The 19,822-nt window shown below is 35.4% G+C and carries 21 protein-coding genes and 1 other annotated feature; of the genes, 3 read left to right on the forward strand and 18 right to left on the reverse strand.

The window, feature by feature from the left end:
- Positions 1-75: 75 nt before the first annotated feature.
- Positions 76-987: a macrolide 2'-phosphotransferase gene (locus BK585_RS11165; protein WP_419095540.1), complete on the reverse strand. Its 912-nt coding sequence runs from the start codon at positions 985-987 to the stop codon at positions 76-78.
- Positions 988-1,463: 476 nt separating this feature from the next.
- Between BK585_RS11165 and BK585_RS11170 the strand changes: the two genes are divergently transcribed.
- A complete protein-coding gene (locus BK585_RS11170; protein ID WP_078553527.1) occupies positions 1,464-2,732 on the forward strand; it encodes a hypothetical protein in 1,269 nt (422 codons plus the stop codon).
- Positions 2,733-3,265: 533 nt separating this feature from the next.
- On the opposite strand, the gene BK585_RS11175 is transcribed toward BK585_RS11170, so the two are convergent.
- The 15 genes from BK585_RS11175 to BK585_RS11240 all read right to left on the reverse strand — a co-directional run bounded on the left by BK585_RS11175 (position 3,266) and on the right by BK585_RS11240 (position 15,837).
- The gene (locus BK585_RS11175; RefSeq protein WP_078553528.1) at positions 3,266-3,883 is read right to left on the reverse strand and encodes an HAD family hydrolase; all 618 of its coding nucleotides are present in this window, start codon (positions 3,881-3,883) and stop codon (positions 3,266-3,268) included.
- Positions 3,884-3,979: 96 nt separating this feature from the next.
- A complete protein-coding gene (argS, locus tag BK585_RS11180) occupies positions 3,980-5,671 on the reverse strand; it encodes an arginine--tRNA ligase (protein WP_078553529.1) in 1,692 nt (563 codons plus the stop codon).
- A gap of 49 nt (positions 5,672-5,720) precedes the next feature.
- Positions 5,721-5,931: a binding site (T-box leader), on the reverse strand.
- Between the two features lie 120 nt (positions 5,932-6,051).
- Positions 6,052-6,699 (reverse strand): hypothetical protein, encoded by a 648-nt coding sequence (locus BK585_RS11185; protein ID WP_078553530.1) that lies wholly within the window; start codon positions 6,697-6,699, stop codon positions 6,052-6,054.
- A gap of 248 nt (positions 6,700-6,947) precedes the next feature.
- Positions 6,948-7,730: a class I SAM-dependent methyltransferase gene (locus BK585_RS11190; RefSeq protein ID WP_078553531.1), complete on the reverse strand. Its 783-nt coding sequence runs from the start codon at positions 7,728-7,730 to the stop codon at positions 6,948-6,950.
- Between the two features lie 12 nt (positions 7,731-7,742).
- Positions 7,743-8,297, reverse strand: coding sequence for a GNAT family N-acetyltransferase (locus tag BK585_RS11195; protein ID WP_078553532.1), 555 nt, complete (start codon positions 8,295-8,297; stop codon positions 7,743-7,745).
- Between the two features lie 37 nt (positions 8,298-8,334).
- A complete protein-coding gene (locus tag BK585_RS11200; RefSeq protein WP_078553533.1) occupies positions 8,335-8,838 on the reverse strand; it encodes a histidine phosphatase family protein in 504 nt (167 codons plus the stop codon).
- A gap of 157 nt (positions 8,839-8,995) precedes the next feature.
- Positions 8,996-9,502: a hypothetical protein gene (locus tag BK585_RS11205; RefSeq protein WP_078553534.1), complete on the reverse strand. Its 507-nt coding sequence runs from the start codon at positions 9,500-9,502 to the stop codon at positions 8,996-8,998.
- A gap of 437 nt (positions 9,503-9,939) precedes the next feature.
- Complete coding sequence (locus tag BK585_RS11210) at positions 9,940-10,962, reverse strand: serine hydrolase domain-containing protein (protein ID WP_078553535.1); 1,023 nt, start codon at positions 10,960-10,962, stop codon at positions 9,940-9,942.
- Between the two features lie 176 nt (positions 10,963-11,138).
- Positions 11,139-11,858 (reverse strand): DUF6199 family natural product biosynthesis protein, encoded by a 720-nt coding sequence (locus BK585_RS11215; RefSeq protein ID WP_078553536.1) that lies wholly within the window; start codon positions 11,856-11,858, stop codon positions 11,139-11,141.
- 49 nt (positions 11,859-11,907) lie between these two features.
- Positions 11,908-12,267 (reverse strand): hypothetical protein, encoded by a 360-nt coding sequence (locus BK585_RS11220; RefSeq protein ID WP_078553537.1) that lies wholly within the window; start codon positions 12,265-12,267, stop codon positions 11,908-11,910.
- A 97-nt stretch (positions 12,268-12,364) separates the two neighbouring features.
- Entirely contained in the window at positions 12,365-13,240 is an 876-nt protein-coding gene (locus BK585_RS11225) for an SMP-30/gluconolactonase/LRE family protein (RefSeq protein WP_078553538.1), read from the reverse strand.
- A gap of 206 nt (positions 13,241-13,446) precedes the next feature.
- Positions 13,447-14,610, reverse strand: coding sequence for an iron-containing alcohol dehydrogenase (locus tag BK585_RS11230; RefSeq protein WP_078553539.1), 1,164 nt, complete (start codon positions 14,608-14,610; stop codon positions 13,447-13,449).
- 199 nt (positions 14,611-14,809) lie between these two features.
- Entirely contained in the window at positions 14,810-15,169 is a 360-nt protein-coding gene (locus BK585_RS11235) for a DUF4259 domain-containing protein (protein ID WP_170885550.1), read from the reverse strand.
- The gene (locus BK585_RS24865; RefSeq protein ID WP_139367661.1) at positions 15,136-15,216 is read right to left on the reverse strand and encodes a DUF4259 domain-containing protein; all 81 of its coding nucleotides are present in this window, start codon (positions 15,214-15,216) and stop codon (positions 15,136-15,138) included. The genes BK585_RS11235 and BK585_RS24865 overlap by 34 nt, the downstream gene beginning before the upstream one ends.
- Before the next feature lie 126 nt (positions 15,217-15,342).
- A complete protein-coding gene (locus tag BK585_RS11240; RefSeq protein ID WP_078553541.1) occupies positions 15,343-15,837 on the reverse strand; it encodes a hypothetical protein in 495 nt (164 codons plus the stop codon).
- A 206-nt stretch (positions 15,838-16,043) separates the two neighbouring features.
- On the opposite strand from BK585_RS11240, the gene BK585_RS11245 reads away from it, so the two are divergent.
- Entirely contained in the window at positions 16,044-17,054 is a 1,011-nt protein-coding gene (locus BK585_RS11245) for a glutathione S-transferase family protein (protein ID WP_170885551.1), read from the forward strand.
- Positions 17,054-17,380, forward strand: coding sequence for a GNAT family N-acetyltransferase (locus tag BK585_RS11250; RefSeq protein ID WP_342744295.1), 327 nt, complete (start codon positions 17,054-17,056; stop codon positions 17,378-17,380). Before BK585_RS11245 ends, BK585_RS11250 begins: the two co-directional genes overlap by 1 nt.
- Positions 17,381-17,595: 215 nt before the next feature.
- Here the strand turns inward: BK585_RS11250 and nagZ are convergent, their stop codons facing one another.
- Positions 17,596-18,840: a beta-N-acetylhexosaminidase gene (nagZ, locus tag BK585_RS11255; RefSeq protein WP_212567930.1), complete on the reverse strand. Its 1,245-nt coding sequence runs from the start codon at positions 18,838-18,840 to the stop codon at positions 17,596-17,598.
- A 189-nt stretch (positions 18,841-19,029) separates the two neighbouring features.
- Positions 19,030-19,743, reverse strand: coding sequence for a thermonuclease family protein (locus BK585_RS11260; RefSeq protein ID WP_078553542.1), 714 nt, complete (start codon positions 19,741-19,743; stop codon positions 19,030-19,032).
- Positions 19,744-19,822 lie beyond the last annotated feature (79 nt).

Here is a 19,822-nt window from a genome sequence, read left to right on the forward strand (position 1 = left end):
AGTAAGTCTATCAAAATCTCCTCTCCTACTTATAACTGGGAGAGGATTTTTTTTAAAGGTCGGGAAACTTCCCAATTAGCTTTCACCAGAAAGCATTTGTGAAGCTACCTCGTGCATTTCCTTCAGTCTTGAAGATTGAGCGTATTCAGCAACTGTAATACCACTTGTTGTTAGAAGTTCTTCAATATGCTCTTCCATTCTATTCCACGTTCGCCCCCCGGCATTGTCATATGAGTTGATTAACTTTGTTAGTCCTTCTCTACCAAAAAGGAGAAAGTGCGATATGAAATCTACAGACACATCTGCTATCCCAACCTCTGTCCAATCAATTACTCCGGTTACCTTATTGTTCGTATCAATAAGGAGATGACCTGGATGTAAGTCTCCATGTTTTACCCCTACATGAGATGGCCAATAAGAGTCAGCAGTAATCCATGATTGCCATCGATCCCATAAATGTTGGTTGACATTGTATTGTTCTTTTACACGCTCCATTCGTTGCTTCATGGTGGATCTTAACTCACTAGAACAAATGTTTTCAACACCAATATTTTGGAATCCTTTTACAGGTAAGGCATGCAATTCTGCTAGAACCTTCCCTAATGAAGTATAATATTCAGTTGGTACACTGTTTTTATCAAAACTCCATATATAATCTTGTTGTTCAACATCAACTATAGCGGCAGGAACACCACTTAATTGCTTATAAGCAATTAGCTCATCCGAGAAAATAGACCATTTTGGAACTTCGAAGCTTGCATTATGATGAATGATATCTAAAGCTCTTTTCTCTTGTAAGGCATGTCTCATAGATTCTGGTCTACGTGGTACCCGTAGTATCCAGTTATCACAATTTTTGTCTTTGACATGTGCTACTCGAAAATCAACACCAGACTCATTTATATTTATAGTATCTTCTATAATATCCAATCCTTTAGTTTTTGCTAATTGTCTAATTTCACTTATATTTATTTTCAATTCCTCCAAATATTATCTATTAATAAATATACAAAAAAACCACAGACAAGCTTCTGTCTATGGTTAGAGTAAACGGACAAATGGGTTTAATGCCTCTTTTGTAAACATAAAAAAAGACAAATGTTTATCTGCCTTTCTTCATACAAAAAATGTGTACTTTTCCTTTGTAGATTAGTAAAAATGTGCAGACTACTCCCGTTTACTCTGTAATAACAGAGCTTTTGAACATATTTAGTTACGATTGGTTCAAAGTTTGTTGACGTAATCTCCCTGCGTGCATCATTTTTCTAACCCTCCTATTAATAATGTAATCATACTATACAAAAGTAAAAAAATATAGCTGTATCAAAACAACAATCAGCTAGTAAATCAGATAGAGAAAAAATATTTTAGAAGATGAATGTATATCACTGGTAATTTACAGAATAACTGAGGGACAAATAGACAATATTATGTATGAAACAGGCCGAAAGTGAGGGTAACCCATGCCACAGCAAAAGTTCGAGTCAGCTACCATAAAACCCCGCTATTCAAAAGGCGGAATTTCTCTATTTGGATTGAATTCCGTATATCCCCGTACTCCTTGGGTTGCTGCTTGGTGGTCGGCTATGTTCCCAGGGTTTGGACACATGTTTATGGGGAAGCACCTACATGGGTTTATGATGATTATATGGGAACTCGTAGTAAACAACCTAGCAAAACTTAACATGTCTATTGCCCTATCCTTTCATGGAAGATTTGAGGAGGCAAAGGCTGTCTTAAACGATCGTTGGGTTCTCCTTTATGTAGCTGTATATATTTATAGCATCTGGGACAGTTACCGTGGTGCCGTTGAAATTAATAAAAGCCATACCCTGTCAGAAATCGAAGATGCACCTATATCACCATCAATAGTTAGCTTTTTAGATGTGATTATCCTTGAGAAAAAAAAACCATGGCTAGGAGGAATTTGGTCAGCGTTAACACCTGGTTTGGGACAATTATATTCTAGTAGTACACTCGTTGGAACCTTTGTTTTGGCTTGGTGGATTTTTGTTACCTATAAAGCTGAGACAATTCGTGTGTGGCTTTATTCTTTCCTGGGGGATTTTAGTAGTGCAACTGCCATAGTGGACTGGCAGTGGTTCCTTTTCTTACCGTCCATGTACTGTTTTGCTATATACCAAGCGTATACCGCCGTTAACGCAAGTAATATTTTATATGATATTGAGCAAATACGTTATCTGAGAGTGAGGGATGAAAACTTGGGACAACAAACAACAACCATTTCTGAAAATGATACAATTCAAGTCATCGCCACATTTGAACATTCCCCCTTTGTGGAAATGGCTATACATGAGATAGAAAAAATAGGGATTCCAGCACAACACATAGTTGCACTTCCTCTTGAAAACCTTGAATCTCAAACGCACATCGTTGATTCAATACATCGTGCAGATGGAAGAAGTGTTCTGGATGGAGCCATGGTGGGTGGCTCAATTTTTATGGTGCTAGGAACGATATATGGATTCATCTGGTACTGGGGTCCAATTATTTGGGGATTGATCGGCTTAGTTTTTGGTTTCTTTTTAGGTCTGGTTATCGAATTAGTATTACATAAAAAGGAAATTAAGCTGTTTTCAAGTCGTAAAAGTGAAGTCTATATGCAGGTAACGTGTCCTTCTTCTATGAAAGAGCGTCTCATTAATGTTCTCGAAGTACGGAAGGCTTCTGGATACCTCGTTATGCCACAACGGATAACGCCAGATTTATAATTGTTCATCATAAAAACAGTTTTAAGGGTGAAACACACGAAGCCAAGTCTCCCTGTCGTTCATATTTAGGTTTATCAATTAACCCTTTAACGCATTTAATTTGAAATGCTAATTAAACTTAAAGTGCTACCTTAAGAGAAATTTTTAATCAATTCACTTCCATCCACCCTCTAAGCAATGAGCGAAACCGCCACTATCTTTTAAAGCAAGTTGTGAGTCTTTTTTCACAACTTGCTGAAGTGAGTGGGTTTCTCACAACGGGCTTTGTGGCGAATGAAGTTCGTGCAGATGTATTAGCTAGTTCTGTCCCAGCCCCTTGCCGGCTGAATTATAAAATATTAATTATTATAGTTATGTACAAAGATTATTCTTTGAAATATAATTCTACTCTTTATAACAACAAGTGATAATTCCAATCGTTATATGATACTAGCTAAACTTGCCACAGTCGCTCCCGCTAAAATAGGTTAACATACTAAGTTTTTACTCTTAATTAGTATTGTTTCCAACAATTGTATAGCCAACAACTACGATTAAAATATTGCTTTTAAATCATTAAAATTTTCAATCGCATAATCATATTCCCTTACTTGCCCGAATCCATACTTTGCATATACAAATGGAATTCCAGCAAATCTTGCAGCATTCAAATCACCTTGTGTGTCTCCTACATAAACAGGGTTGGTAATGTTGTTCCTTTTAATTATTAACTTAATATTTTCCCCTTTTGAAAGCCCAGTCCTCCCTGGATTTTCATAGTCTATGAAATATTTTTCGAGTTTATGGTATCCATAAAAAGACTCAATATAGCCATCCTCACAGTTGCTAACGATAAAGAGCTTGTATTTTTTGGCAAGGCTATTTAATACTTCCTCAACATTAGGATAAAGAGTCCCCCCATGCTTCAAAATATATTTCCGTTCAGTGAGACAACATTCGCTTATCACTTGTTTCCGAAAATCCTCACTTACATTCGGAAACAACATCCTACTTATATCTTGCATTTGGAGTCCCATCGTCTTTGTGAAATCGTCCCTCGTTAATTCATTAGTAATCTGACTATGTTTCTGGATACTGCTATTCCACGCGTGAAGAACGGTATCAATTGGATCCCAAATCGTTCCATCTAAATCAAAGATTATACTATCCAAATATGGTTCACCTCTTTATTTTATTATTATTCAAATGTCTATTATAAATATCGTAATAATAAATCGTCCTATTTTTTACATCCATTACTATGATACCTACATTTTCTGTGGTGCTTTTATTCCGAGTAGTCTTAAACCTTCTTTCAAGACCAGTGTAACGGACTTTACTACTAATAATCTACTTTGCAGTTGCTCATCTGTAGATAATATTTTTAAATGACCATAATACTTGTTAAAGTCTTGACTTAAACGAATTAGATATTTAGCAATTTGAGATGGCTCAAACTGAGTAAAACTTCTTTTAACGACATTTGGAAACTCCATCAACGTTTTTATTACTGACCAACTATATTGGTCATCTAATCCTATTACATTTGAAGCAGTATCCTGAAAGTTGCCTTTTCTAAGAAGCGAACATGCTCTCGCATTTGTATATTGTACATATGGTCCTGTCGTTCCCTCGAACTTTAGCATTTCTTCGAGAGAGAATTCTACGTTGTTTTGTCTTTCATTTTTTAAATCATGAAACATAATTGCTCCTACCCCTATGTTCGTTGCAACCTCTTCTTTATTTTCGAGATGTGGATTTTTCATATCAATATTCTTTCGTGCTAGTTCAATCGCTTCTTTTATAACTTCTTCTAATAAGACAACCTTTCCTTTTCTTGTAGACATCTTTTTACCATCTTTTAAAATAAAGCCAAAAGGAATATGCTCCAATCCTTTTGCCCAGTCGTATCCCATCTTTTCAAGGACTAAAAAAACCTGTTTGAAATGTAAACTCTGTTCATGGCCAACTACATATAAAGACTTTTCGAATTGATATTGTTTATGTCTGTATATTGCAGCTGTTACATCTCTTGTTGCATATAAGGTAGCACCATCAGATTTTTTTATTAAACATGGAGGTAAATCAAACTCCTGTAAATCAATAACTTCAGCACCATCTGAGTTTGAAAGTAATTTAGCTTCATCTAATTTATTTACGATTTCGGTCATTTTATCGTTATAAAACGCTTCGCCTTGAAATGAATCAAAGTGTACATCTAACAGCTCATATATGTTAGAAAACTCTTTAAGGGATTCGTCTCTAACCCATTTCCACAGTTTATAAGCCTCCTCATCTCCATCTTCTAGCTTTTTAAACCAAATTCTTGCATTTTCATTCAAATTTGGATTTTTTTCAGCTTCTACATGGAATTTCACATATAGCTTTAATAATTCCTTTATCGTTTCCTCCTTAACTCTCTTCTCATCACCCCATAGTTTATAGGCCACGATTAACTTTCCAAATTGAGTCCCCCAATCACCTAAGTGGTTGATTCTTATTGCTTTATATCCGCATTTTTCCACGATATTAGCAAGTGAATTTCCTATGACGGTTGACCGCAGATGCCCCATTGAAAATGGTTTCGCGATATTTGGTGATGAATAGTCAATAACTATGTTCTTGCCCTTGCCAATTTCAAGTGAGCCATAATTTTCTCCAGCCTTTGCAATGGATGTTATTATTTCTTTACTAACCATCATTTTGTTAAAAAAGCAATTTACATATGGTCCATTTGCAATAACCTTCTCAAAAACGGGGCTGTTTATTTCATTAGCTAATTCTAGAGCAATCAAGTTCGGTGATTTTTTAGATGTTTTGGCAAGGATGAAACAAGGAAAAGCTAAATCTCCCTGTACCTCATATTTAGGTTTTTCAATTATTTTTTTTACTGCATGTAACTCTAGAACACCATTAAGATGTATAGTAATTTCTTCAGCGTATTTATGAATTAGTTCCATTTCATCCACACCCTATAATAAAAATAATACAAAAAATCCCGCCTCTTAGCATAGAGACGAGATTACCCGCGGTACCACTCATATTGTTCATAAAGAACCTTCTTAATCATTGATAACGGGCATTACCCGACAACTCCCTACTATTAGTTCAGGATGTTTCTCAGAAGTGCGCTTCATTATAAGCTGTCTATTAGGCTTCCACCGTTCCCTAACTCGCTTCAGACCATTCTCATAATTACTCTCTTCATCACAGAATTTGGTATTTAATTATGAATTATATAAAACTTTTTTTGGAAAGCAATCATTAAAATTGAATTTTTTATTACGTACAATGTTAAATTCTACTGGTTTAACTAAAAGTCCAAAAAACCAAAAATGAATTATAATAATTCCGAAAATATAGCATCTACCATTTCGTTTATTTTTTGCTTTACTTCCTCTTCGGACATTTTTGAAATAAGCTCTACATAAACTCGGTAATACGTACCACCGTTTTCAACTTCAAAAACAAAATATTCATTACTGCCATTACCTGACATAGCGTCTTCTGTGTAATCAAAAACTACTTGTATATCTTCTATCTCTAACATTTCTAGTTCTGTTCTTTCTTTCCTTGAACTGACAACGTCGAAGGGACTCCTCTTCATGACTAAATGGATAGGCAGAATTTCATCGGCATTGAAATAGGGACCAAAGATTGAGTGTCCTTCACCGCTTTCTACAATTTTAACTTCTTTTAAATTGTCCATCGCTTGTTTCATATCTTTTGAAACAAGGATATCTGCATTATACGTGATAAAAAGGGTTTCTTCTGTACCGTATACATCGTCTTGAGGTACGAAATACATATCCACTATCGTATAATCTTCAAAATATGGAAGGTGGTAAGGAAATGTGACGTAATTCTCAGCAGCTTGATATACATGTTCTAAGTGTTTCTCCTCTTGTTGATTCCTATTCTCTAGTTCTGTACACCCAAATAGAATAAAAACAACAAAAAGTAATGATAAGAATAATATTCTTTTCACCAAGAATCACACCTCACTTTTTTAGGCAATTTGACTATTAATCTATGGCTTAAAATTCCCCGTTAGCTAAGTTAATTATTGTTTCAACTTTCTTCCTCATTTTAACATAAAAGGTGATTCCTCGGTATAACTTTCGAGATATGTCAAATAAATGCTTTATAATAACGTCGCACTTTTATAGTACTTCTATAGCACTTCTAAATGAGTAAATGCTTTAACCCGAATAGAAGAGAAAGAAAAAGCCTAGACTATTTCTTCTCAGCTACTATAAAGAGATAATCACCTAAATCGCTACTAAAATTGGTAAGAACATCTTCTATTTTATTTGTTTCAATATCTTTTTTCAGCTTTTTACATCCTTCTTCGACTTCGCCTTTTGATGCTACATTTGCAAAGGTAGATATACCTGAGCGCACATTTTCATTGAGATACATTTTAGGGTCATACTTGCCACTGTAAAGGAAGAAATCTTGTAGATTAGGTTGAATCAAATATGTTTCAAGGCCAACAATATGAAATCCGACAGTTTTTAAGGAAGTACGCACTTCTTCTAAACCCGGCATTTGATTAGCTGATTTTTTAATAGCATCGGGAAAATATTCTTTTAACCAATACTTATTCATTTGTTCAGGGGAAGAAGTGAAGATGACAAATCTACCTTTATGAAGAACTCTAAAAATCTCTCTAAAAGGAGTTAATAGTTCCTTAAAATGGTGAATTGCTAATGTACAAGTTACTCCTTCAAAAAAATTATCCTCATAAGGGAGTTTGTTTACATCAGCTACTCCCCAATCTATTGTGCTAGATTTCCTTTTTGCTTTTTTTATCATCTCTCCTGAAACATCACTTCCAGTCATACATAAACCTGTTTTTTCCAAGGCTATTGTATAATTACCCGTGCCACATGCAATATCAAGAATTTTGCTGCCGGTAGATACTTGCAAATGATTACGTAACCGCCCTGTAATCTCAGGGTCAGCTTTACGGGTAGTATCGTACGTTTTGCCAATGCTATCGTATAAAGAACTCATTTCTAACCTCCCTCACTCCCAATCTCTTTTTAACAAAGAAAAGGAATAATGATCATAATATTTTCCTCTATATAGGTGTTTATCTCTATAAATTCCTTCATTTTGAAACCCAACTCTTTCTAATAATTTTGAAGAATTATCATTATGTAAAGCAACAAAAGCATTTATTCTATTTAATTTCAAATGAGTAAACCCAATTTCAATAGCACTGACTAAGGCCTCTTTCATATATCCTTGTCTCCAATATTCGTGCCATAAATCATAGCCTATTTCTGCAATATTGTTCGTTTTATCCCAATAATGAAGTCCACAGGTTCCAATAGGTTCTTGGTTAGCACCTTTTTTAATTAATACCCAACGATTGTAACCCTTTTCATCAGGGTTTTTATACGAGTCAACAAACTCTATTGCATCGTTTCTGCTTTTAAATGGCTCTTCATCATATAAGTATTCACACACTCTCTCATTACTAAAAAGTTTAAAGATAAAATCAACATCCTCATTATTTACATTCCGCAAGAGTAACCTATTAGTTTCTATATTCGGAAAAATGATTTGGTTATGCATTCTGACAACTCCTAATTGTTTATTTAATGTTTAACAGTCAATCTTTATCCAACCTGGTTCCATCGTGAGAGATAATATAAATCCTCTTTTTCCCAAGTTGTTTGCACCACTTAAGGAAATTGTCTGCTAAAGATGTAAACTCATATTCTGATAAGGTGTTTATACCCTTTATCCATAGACTTATTGGTAAGTCTTCGTCGATATCGATTCCTAGAAATTCTTCTTTTATCATTTCTTTTTTTAAGATTATATCGCAAGGTAGTGGGTTCCACTCCGGGTTTTGAGGAAACATTCTCGGAGATACTAAAGGGGTTACTATTTTTCGGCAATTTATACTATCACTCCAAATCAATGCTGTTTGAAGAGTTCTTCTGATAGGACTAATGATTATTATATCATCTTCGGATAAGGGGAATTGATTTCTAAGTGATTTAGCTTGAATCGTACCATCCTTAGTTAATGCTGGGTCAGGATTCTGTAAACTTGTTGGTATGTTTATTGTATGTTCACCTTGACCGTGCCTAATGAATATTAATTCCAAAGTATCTCCTCCTAAAGGTTCTATCTAACTATGACGATACTTAATACTAAAACATTAAGAATACATACTATCCACCCCAACATTATGGCTAGTGGTAAAGTGTTTATTTTAGAGGGAGCTGAAAAAGTTCGGTTTTAAATTTTTTACAGTGCTCTCTTTATTTTATCCTTTTTATTGATACCGCATTATTTGGAAAATGCAATAATACGTTACCGCCTGATGAAAATAACACTTCAAATGAAAGTCTTGAGCTGTTTATCGGCAAAATTTCTTGATATAACCAATCATCTATTTCTCTATTAAAAATACTTTTTTCATTATCATAGTTATGATGCTTATAATTATAGAAAGAGACTTTTTCAAAACTCAATACCCATTGTTTTTCACTTTCTAGATCTTCAACATCGTTAGAAACAGTGAACTGGATGGTTAAATCAACTAAGCTTTTATGGTCCATCTCTATCTTTTTTAAACGGTAGTCATGAAACCCCCATGAGTTAAAGTGTTCAAAAACATCTTGTGGTAATCGGTTATCTAAAGTCTTAAATATTTTTTGGTATTTCTCAACGTTTTGTTGCCATTTCCTATCATTATGAATAAATTGTTCGTCGCTTATATTGTCTCTATTTTGAGCTAAAATCAAATCATATAAATAAAATTTCAATCTCGATCACCCTATTTTCAATAGTTGTTTCCCTCCCCTTATATTAACATTAATTTCCTTTTTGATGTAATTGGAAAAAGTATATCTGTTAATCTATATGGTAAAGCAAAACTCCCACGGTCTATGTTACAAATTCTTTTCCACATATAAGTATGATTTGTAGACAAAAATTCCCCCGAGCAAGGAGACGGGGGAACATAAAAACTCTTCTATATTTAGATAAAATCCGTTATTAATAAAATCTATTGTATTATTTTCAAGCAGGTTATATATGTGGTGTAATGACAACCCCAAAAAATCTATCAAATTCCAACTACAGAATAATGTGAAAAAATACATACTAAAAGCAGTGAGGGAGAAAAACAAATTGTATAATGCGTCATTCTCCCAATTATTAAGACGTTTTCAAATGGTTGTCTTTTTTATTACCACTTATTCTAATCTAGTAGTGTTTCTTCAATAACCGCAGTAATGTCATGTGGTCCATAAGATTGATTTGATGGGATTACAATTTTTATATCACTCCCTGGATAATAGGAGGATGCAAAGCTAACACCTGGATCATAGCCCATGACATGATATTTAAAGACTTGGTCTCTTCTTTTATCAATCCATATTCCATAGCCGTAATAGTTTTCCTGTTCAATCTGAATATGTGGAGTTAGAAGAAGGTCTCTAATTGGCTTAGATAAAAGGACACCATTCAATAGTCCATCCCACAGCTTTACCATATCGTGGGCAGTCGTAAATGCTCCACCGTCAGCTCCACCTTTAATAGGAAGCGAATAGATGTTCGACCTCCAAGTTCCGTCTTTTTCACTATCAATATATCCAATTGCTGTGTTTTTCGGAAGACTATCTAGAGAATAGTAGCCTGAATCTTTCATGTCACATACTTTAAACACATGGGTATCAATGTAGTCTGAAAAAGACAGACCAGAAACTTGTTCAACGGCCAATCCTAATAAAATAAAGCCTGAGTTATTGTATTGAAATTTAGTTCCAGGAGAAAAAGACATCGTTCTGTTTTGGAAAAAAGGTAGAAAGTCTTCTAACCTTTTCATCGTATACATTGGTTTATCAACCCAAAGTTCTTCAAAATCATCCATCACTTCTTCATCAAAGTAATCAGGTACTCCTGAACTATGAGTTAGTAGATGGTGTATCGTTATTGATGTGTCAAACTTTGGAAAGCTAAATGGTAAACAATCTACGAGTTTAGTTTCAAATGACAGTTTACCAGCATCGACAAGCTGACAAATCGCGATAGCTGTAAAAAGCTTGCAGCCTGATGCAATACCAAATTTAGTATCAATCTTATTTTCTAGTCTATCAGACCGATTGGCAAAACCATAGGCTTCTTCATATACAATATTGTTTTTTTCATTAATAAGAACAACGCCAGAAAAAGAAACCCTTTGGCTAATTTCTTCGATTTTTTTATTTACATCTTTTATCATTTCAATTGCTCCCTTACGTTAATATTCCTATGGCTTGGGAAACGGTCAATGAGTAATGGCGGTTAGGGACTCATAGAAATTATACAATATATTCCATGATTGTGATACAAAACAAAAATCCTTTTCAATATAGAAAAGGATTTCATCGGATTTGTGTTAGAAAAACAAATAAGTATTTATATTGCTAGAATTAATAAGATAACTCCTGCCGTGAGTAGAACGTACCTTGAAATTTTTTGCATCATTATATACAAATAAGATGGTTCTGGGTCCCTTACATATAAGAAATATCTCAGCTTGAAAAACAAGAGTGGAAACTTGAAATCTATCCCAGTTATGATGAATAGAAATAGTGCTAATATGAACAACTCCACTTTTCCTCGGATGGTATCATTCGCAAAATAAGCGACATCGACTACATTTTTTAATGGGATTACATAACCTGATTGATAAGGAGATTCACGGTTTACACGGATTTGTATAATCGCATCATCTTCAATGAATGGGTTTCCAGTCTCGTCATAGAGGAAGAGTTGTTCTTTACTATACTCACCATCAAATAACTGTGTTCCTTGACTATCGGTTATGCTCTCAATCCCGACATCACCATATTCAGGTTCTCTAAATGATACAGTAAATGTCTCAGAAATATTGTTTGGAAGTTGGTAAGTTACAACAGTGTTGTTATTTTCTTGTTCAAATACTGAAATATAAAACTCTCCATAATCATTTTTGCCTATATACTGACTCGCAGAACCATTCGTGTTTTTTTGCAGAAAGGATTGGTCATAGTACATGCCAGTTGTGAAAAATGCTCTTACATAGAAGATAGTAATTAGAATGAGTAATAGGATTATTCCAAGTTTCACGACTGGATTAGATAATTTATTAGACAAATGATTGCACCTTCTTCATTCGCATTTTGCAATCTACTATATAAATTTATTAGAACAATACAGCCAACACAATCGTTATCAATATCATTATGAGAGCAGCAAAAACAAAAATCTGTTGTGAGTTTTCTCCCTTTTTTCCTGTCTTGGCATCATATTCTCGTATGACTTGCTGACGATGCATTTCATTGGCTGGAGTAAATGTATGAATTGCTGTACCTGAAGATTTACTAGCATTTAGAAGCGTTTTGTGTAACGGGAATGAGCCTAGAATAAATAATAAGGACAAACCGAAGCCCCACATTCTTATTAATTCGAAGTCTAGCCGCTTGGTAAATAAGGTAGTTGAAATAAAAATGAAAGTATAAATAATAATAGCTAAAACAAGTGCAAACTTAATGTTTCGTGCCACGGTCTCTACCTCCTCGTGTCGGGTGGTGCCAGGCACCACCCGAATTCCCTTTATTCTATTTACGCAATAAATCAGAGATAGTTTCATCCTCCACTTGTTACCCTTTAAAAGAATATGTCGGTGTTCCTTTAACTCCAGGATTGACTTTAAATACGCCTCCTGAATTTGGGAATTTTTCAAGCTCACTTTCAGTCATGCCAACACGTGCTGTCGTCACATACAAATCCATTAAATCAGGTCCAGCAAAAACACAAGAAGTTACATTTAAAGCTGGGATTGAAATCGAATTGAGTTGTTCGCCTGTATTGGGATTCCACCTTGAGATTTTGGCTCCTCCCCAATGCGCAATCCAAAGCATGCCCTCAGCATCAATAGTCATTCCATCAGGCATCCCTTCATCTCCTGAAAAATGAATAATATCGATAGGATTTTGAATCTCAGCGGTGTCCTTGTTAAACTCAAAACGAACGATTTTTTTGGTTGGTGTATCTATGTAATAAAGATGAGCGTGGTCTAATGACCATGCTAGACCGTTTGATATCGTTACATTTTCTAATTTCTTTGTAATGCGATGGTCATTATCTAAACAGTAAAAAGCTCCTTTTCCTGTTCTAGCGTTTTGATCCATTGTTCCTGCCCAAAAACGACCTACTGGATCACATTTTCCATCATTAAAACGATTGTTTAATAGACTTTGCTCAGGGTCACCGATTAACTCTGATTTGCCAGTTTTCAAGTCTAGTGTATAAAATCCGGTTTCCAACGCAACAACGGCACCACCTACTTCTCGTGGAACGATAGCTCCCACTTGTTCGTCTAGTTGTACTTCTTTGTTTGTTTTTGAGACAGGCTCATATACGTTTACCTTTTTACTAATGATATCAACCCAATACAACACACTATTTTTTTCATCCCAGCTTGGACCTTCTCCAAGTTGAGCTTTTGCATCAATGATTAATTCTACTTCTGACATGAGTGTTCTCCCCTTTTAAATTGGTATTCTCCCACCTCTGTCAACAGTTATGTAATGAGTGTCATGAGGGGAATTAAACCTTTATAGTATATAATTGGTTATTTCTTTATTGTACCATTTATGAAAAGCGATTAATATCACTTCAAATGAAAAAGAAACCGTGACAAAAGGATGGTTTTCACCTTTTGTCACGGTCTTATACTCGTTTATTTTGCTAATTGTAATATTTGACGAACATCTTCTTCATGTAGTTTTACGAAATTGCCAATAGGCCATCTTTCAGTTGCTTTTTTGGCCATTTCATCAATATGTTCATCACCGATTTCAACTTCTGATAGCGTAATTGGCATACCAATGGAACTGAAGAATTCTTCCATTTTCCGAATCCCAGCAAGTGCTGTTTTTTCTAAATCATTTAAATCTATTTCTACATCCCATACTCTGTTCGCAAATTGAACAAATCGATTAATATCATGTTTGTACACGTATTTCATCCATGCTGGAAAAACAATCGCAAGTCCTGCTCCATGAGCAATATCATAGATACCGCTGATTTCATGCTCAATGTCATGACTACCCCAATCACCAATTCTACCTGTACTTAACCAGTCATTATGTGCAACAGTACCAGCCCAAAGAATTTCTGCTCGCGCATCATAATTTTCAGGTTGTTCTAAAACAGTATGAGCATTGTTAATGATCGCTCGTAATGTGCCTTCACAAAGTCTGTCTGTAACATCAACGTGCTTTTCATTTGTAAAATAACGCTCTAAAATATGAGCAGTCATATCAGTAATCCCACATGCCGTTTGATAAGCGGGCAATGTACATGTAAGAACTGGATTCAGAATTGCAAATCTAGGACGCATAGACGGGTGGCCAACTGCACGCTTATACGCTCCTTCTTCGTTTGTGATAACAGTACCTTCACTACTTTCACTACCTGCAGCGGGAATTGTTAAGACAACACCTAGCGGGATACTATTAGTTACTTGGGCATCTCCGGTAAAGAAGTCCCATACATCTCCGTCATAATACACACCAGCAGCGATAGCTTTAGCTGAGTCAATGACACTTCCGCCACCAACGGCTAAAATGAAATCGATTTCTTCTTGTTTACAAAGGGAAACCCCTTCACGAACCAAGCTCACTCTTGGATTCGGTTTCACACCGCTCAATTCAAAAATTTCTATATTTTGTTCTTGTAATGATGAAACAATACGTTCGTACAATCCACTTTTCTTAATGCTTCCTCCACCATAATGAAGAAGCAGTTTCTTTCCAAAAATTGCAGATTCTTGTCCAACTAGTAGTTCTTTTTCTTTTCCGAAGATAATTTTAGTCGCGTTTTGAAATGTAAAGTCTTGCATGCTTATCTCCTCCTCTTTTCATATAGTAAAGTGAAAGAGTGTAAAAAAGCAAGCGCTTGCAACTAAGTTCGTTTGAGTAGACTTCAGACACAGTAAGAAATGCCTTAGAAATCGCCTAAGACATCATAATCTCACCTGAGTACTATTTAATAAATTGTGCCATTTTCTAGCTTCTTTTTGTTTTTTGGGAGATGTTTTGTTATCTACTAAGACGGTTTTCTAAATCTGTAACTACCAATAACCAAGCTGAATAGTCCTCCGTCTCTTCCCATAATTCCTGTAACTCTGAATCCACTTTTACTCTTGAGACAGCCTTTTTAGCAAGAGGCAGTAATTCTTTTCCTTCCCCTTTGTGTAGATGTAGCCACTTTTCAAGGTCTTCCACATATGCTGTTTTATTTTTAATTTCTTCACCAGGACTCCCTTGAAGCGCTGATAGGATTTCAGCAGCGCCAAGTATGCACGATGCTGTCTCTGCCTCTAGTTCTTCATCAAGACCAGCGTTTAATGTTTCTTCGATGAAACCTATCCCATGCTTTCGAGAAGTTCTTCTTTCCAATCTAATACATCATCATTCTCAAAAATACCATATCCCCATGCTCCCATTTGACCACTCCTTAAGTATTCTATTTTGTTAGTATAGCAACGTCGGGAAAATAGTAATAGATTCTTTCACACCGGGACATGAGTCCTGTCTGATTGTGAGTGACAAACACTAAACATTTTAAATTATTATTTTAGCGACTCTATAATCAAATGAAACTCTTCTACATCAAGTCCAACAATATAGATACTATAGTATACTTGATATTCGTTATAGGATTGAGACATTAGCGGAATGAATTGATAATGAAAAGCGTTTAAGTGTGGAATTTCTTTGTATTCTCCGACAAAGTCTCCTATTATGAGGTATGATTTAAATGGAACGTACTGATAAGGGTCTTCTCCATCATAAATGTAGTTTTTCAAGGCTTTAATATTTAATGGATTGGAGAGATTATCTTGAATAAACTCAACATATTGAGTGCCATCTTCGTTTTGATAACTCAATAGAAGTATCGTTTCATCTAGATTAGCTCTGGATAACTCAAGGCTTGAAGGTATATATGACGGAAGGACAATCTGAAAATCAAGCTTTTCATTAGCTGACTGAATGGTTTTTTCATGATTTGAACAACCTACGATAGCGAATATCATAATAGCTATGTGTATCAGGTTCCGAGTCATAATTACCTCCTTTGGATCATCTAGTATACATAATAAAATTATAAGAAACCTAAGATGAAGAAAAAATATTTTTTCTTCATTGTTATATTTTATGTGAATCATTTTGAATTACTACTGAAAACCTTTGTTATTGCGTTTTGAAAGCAATTTTGGATAGTTCTAGTTATAATAAACATGTTAAACGAAAAATACATGAGGTGATTACGTTGACCCTAGATAACCAGAAAACAGAGCAAGTAAAAGAAATTAGTGCTGATGGATCATTTAAACGCCAAACCAATCGCTTCACAACTCCATTTGGCGACGGACCCGATGAGTTACCTGTTGAAGCAGGTCGTTATCGCCTCCTTTGGACTGCTGCTTGTCCTTGGGCACATCGTACAGTCATCGTTCGAAATATCCTTGGATTAGACCAAGTAATCTCTTTAGGTAGGGTGAGTCCTATGAGACCACGACTTCCCCATGTCGATTGGGAATTCTCATTGGATGAAAATGGAGTTGACCCCGTACTTGGAATTAAATATGTAAGCGAAATTTATCTTAAAACTGACCCATCCTACTCTGGAAGACCAACTGTACCAGTCATAGTGGATATCAAGAAAAAAGAGGCTGTAAATAATGATTATTTTAAGTTAACAAACCACCTCCAAACCGCATGGGTACCGTTTCATAAGAAAAATGCTCCGCAGTTATATCCTAAGGATCTCAGACATGAAATTGATGAGCTAAATGATGTTATTTTTCATGATATTAATAACGGTGTTTATAAGTGTGGCTTTGCCCGTTCACAAGAATCGTACGAAAACGCATATGATCAATTGTTTGCACGACTTGACCAATTCGAAGATAGACTCTCGAAACAGAGGTTTTTATTCGGTGACTTTATTACTGATTCAGATATCCGCTTGTATTCTACATTAGTTCGATTTGATGCGGCCTATTTTGCAGCTTTTCGTACGAACCGTAATTTAATTCGTGAGTTTCCTAATCTTTGGGGTTATGTACGAGACTTGTATCAAACTCCTGGTTTTTGTGATACAACAGATTTTGAAGCGATTAAGCAACATTACTTTCTCTCAATCACCATTTTTACAGATAAAGACGAGGTGAAAATTTTACCAAAAGGGCCGGATGAATCAATTTGGAATACTTCTCATCATAGGGAAAAATTGAGTACTCACAAAGATAAATTTCTAATCTATAAGGAGGAAGATTGATGGTTATTCGTGACGCGATTAAAGGTGAATTACCTTTTATTCGAAAGCAAAGGGTTTTAGCATACCAAGAGTACAGCTCTTTTATTTCGAATAGTCATTGGAATGGATTAAAACAAATCATTTCTTCCGACTCTGATGAAAAACCAGGGGTTGAAGTGATTGTTTGTGAACTGGATGGGAAAATTGTTGGGAGTGTCGCTTTGTTTCCTCCTGAAAAAGAGGCATACGAAGGAAAAGTGGATGAACTTCATTACCCTGAAATTCGATTGCTTGCAGTTGACCCAAACGTACGTGGAAAAGGGGTCGCGTCAAAGCTGATTAATTAATAGAACGAAAAGTAAGGGGTTTGTAGCGATCGGATTACATACAGGAGAGTTCATGGAAAAAGCAATTCAACTCTATGAACGTCATGGGTTCAAGCGAATTCCAGAGTTTGATTTTGTGCCAGCTGATGATGGAGTCGTTGTAAAAGCATTTCAGCTTTCTTTATCATGAGAGAGGGGCAAAAGATTATTGCCCCTACCCCTATAGTTTATTCAAATTATTTTAGTTGTTGTAATATATCATTGGTTTTTTGATTAATTTGTTTTATGTTAATGTCATCCACTACATCATCTGACAGAGAATACTTTGCTTTTAGCGATAGAATTCGATATACACTTTCATTTAAACGTTCTTCTGAGATGACACCTTCTTCTACTGCTTGCTGAAGTGATGTGAGAGCCTCTCTTTTATTTGAAGTTCCGTGACAAACTAGAATGATATCACTTCCAGCTAAAACCGATTGGACAGCCGCTTCTCCGACACTATAGTGATTGACAATGGCACCCATTGTCATATCATCTGTTATGACAACACCATCAAAATTTAGGTCATCTCGCAAAATATTCGAAATAACCTTCTCTGACATAGACGCCGGGTAGTTTGAATCAATTTTAGGAAGAAGAATATGGGCAATCATCGTCATGTCCGCCTTTTCTTCAATTGCCTTTTGAAAAGGTACTAGTTCTAGCTTTTCTAATCTTTCAACAGAATGTGTAACAATAGGTAAGCCGACATGTGAATCTACTGATGTGTCACCATGGCCAGGAAAGTGTTTAATGACTGGAATTACGTTTTGCGATTGTATCCCTTTCATTTGATGAATACCCATTTTAGAAACAACTTCTTCCGTGCTGCCAAACGCTCTGTCACCTATTACAGGATTGTTAGGATTACTATTTATATCCAACACAGGGGTCATCGTCATATTTAATCCGAATCCCGCCACTCTTTCTGCGATAGATTCCCCAACGATAATGGCTAACTCTTCGCTTCCTGTATCCCCGACGCTTTTACTAGGAGGTAGATTTAGGACTTCAGGAGGCATTCTAGACACTTTCCCACCTTCTTCATCTAAAGATAGAAATAATGGAATGTCATTTGATTCTTTATTCACTTCCTTTAATTCGTTGGCAAGTGATAGAAGTTGGTTTGCATCCGTTATATTGTTTTTAAAAAGGATAATTCCTCCTATATGTTCTTCTTGGATCATTTGCTTAGCTTCTGAATTAACTTCGTTTCCATCGATACCTAACATAAGCATTTGCCCTATTTTTTGTTTTGTTGACATTCCGCTAATCTGTTCATGGATGGCATCTATAAATAGTTCATCCCCAACCACAACACTATTCGTTTCTAGTGATACCTCATCTTCATTGGAGGACTTTTCCCATTGTTGATACATCGCAAAGCCCCCAATGGAAACTAGTAATGCAAGTCCGATTTTACCTAGCAATGCCATCATAAAAACACCTACTTATAAAAATTGGATTACAATCGTTGTGAGATTGTACTTGTCCCAATAGTTTATTCAGCAAAAAAAGAATCTATTAACACTTTTTTAATTAGAAGATGATATCGTTCTTTTTACGTGGATGGCTCTTCGTAAAAAAACAGGGACAAAGGTTGTAGTTACCTTCTGTCCCTGCCCTGTTCATTTATACATGCCTACTTTATCTTTTTTCGCTTTTTTCATAGCATCTCGTATTTTTTTCTCGTATTTATAATCACCATAATCATAAAAACCTTTAACTAACCCTGCTTTAGTAATTTGTTCTTGCAGTAATTTATCATCGACATGAACCCAAGCAAGTAAGCGGTCATACTTATCATATACATCTTTTCCATCGGTTTCTAACACGATCTTACTGGCTTTCTTCAGGCGTTTGCATGTAAACTCACTTGCTTCTTTCCCGAACTTTTCTACCTTTTTGGTACTTTCGGGAGTGTCAATAAACAGAAAACGAGTACTATGCGTTTTTCCATTTACTTTAAACTTAGCTGTATCGCCATCAATACATGACACAAGTGTTGCCGTGTATTTTTTATTCAAAGCAATTTTACCGGACTTCGGTGTTGATGATTTAGAATTTGAAAACGTGTAGCCTTCGGTATCAATCTTTTTAGCAGTTAGTGTATCCTTGCATTTGTTCGAGCTATGCTTTTTAACTAATTGAACAAGTTCTTCTTTGTTTTTCGCTGTTTTAGCTAGGTCTGTTGGTTTATGTAACAAATAGGTACAATCCGCGTTGCGGAAGTGTCCACCCAACTTATCCAAAGAACCTCTGTGTGCTTCTGTTACTGTTGAAAATGTTGATAATACCATAATGATAATAATAAAGAATAATAGTCCACTATACTTTTTCATATATGACCTCCATTTTACCTATAACTATAGTATGAATATAACACAAATAACTTGAAAGTAAAGTGAATTTTACTAAAAA

The organism is Bacillus alkalicellulosilyticus (assembly GCF_002019795.1).
Classification (GTDB): domain Bacteria; phylum Bacillota; class Bacilli; order Bacillales; family Bacillaceae_F; genus Bacillus_AO; species Bacillus_AO alkalicellulosilyticum.

What these genes read in the sequence shown, in the direction of transcription:
- BK585_RS24865 (WP_139367661.1), bottom strand. Translation starts at nt 15,216, where the DNA reads ATGGGAGCATGGGGATATGGTATTTTTGAGAATGATGATGTATTAGAT.
- BK585_RS11250 (WP_342744295.1), top strand. Translation starts at nt 17,054, where the DNA reads ATGGTTATTCGTGACGCGATTAAAGGTGAATTACCTTTTATTCGAAAG.
- BK585_RS11230 (WP_078553539.1), bottom strand. Translation starts at nt 14,610, where the DNA reads ATGCAAGACTTTACATTTCAAAACGCGACTAAAATTATCTTCGGAAAA.
- BK585_RS11210 (WP_078553535.1), bottom strand. Translation starts at nt 10,962, where the DNA reads ATGATAAAAGATGTAAATAAAAAAATCGAAGAAATTAGCCAAAGGGTT.
- BK585_RS11170 (WP_078553527.1), top strand. Translation starts at nt 1,464, where the DNA reads ATGCCACAGCAAAAGTTCGAGTCAGCTACCATAAAACCCCGCTATTCA.
- BK585_RS11225 (WP_078553538.1), bottom strand. Translation starts at nt 13,240, where the DNA reads ATGTCAGAAGTAGAATTAATCATTGATGCAAAAGCTCAACTTGGAGAA.
- BK585_RS11195 (WP_078553532.1), bottom strand. Translation starts at nt 8,297, where the DNA reads ATGCATAACCAAATCATTTTTCCGAATATAGAAACTAATAGGTTACTC.
- nagZ (WP_212567930.1), bottom strand. Translation starts at nt 18,840, where the DNA reads ATGATGGCATTGCTAGGTAAAATCGGACTTGCATTACTAGTTTCCATT.
- BK585_RS11190 (WP_078553531.1), bottom strand. Translation starts at nt 7,730, where the DNA reads ATGAGTTCTTTATACGATAGCATTGGCAAAACGTACGATACTACCCGT.
- BK585_RS11260 (WP_078553542.1), bottom strand. Translation starts at nt 19,743, where the DNA reads ATGAAAAAGTATAGTGGACTATTATTCTTTATTATTATCATTATGGTA.
- BK585_RS11240 (WP_078553541.1), bottom strand. Translation starts at nt 15,837, where the DNA reads ATGACTCGGAACCTGATACACATAGCTATTATGATATTCGCTATCGTA.
- argS (WP_078553529.1), bottom strand. Translation starts at nt 5,671, where the DNA reads ATGGAACTAATTCATAAATACGCTGAAGAAATTACTATACATCTTAAT.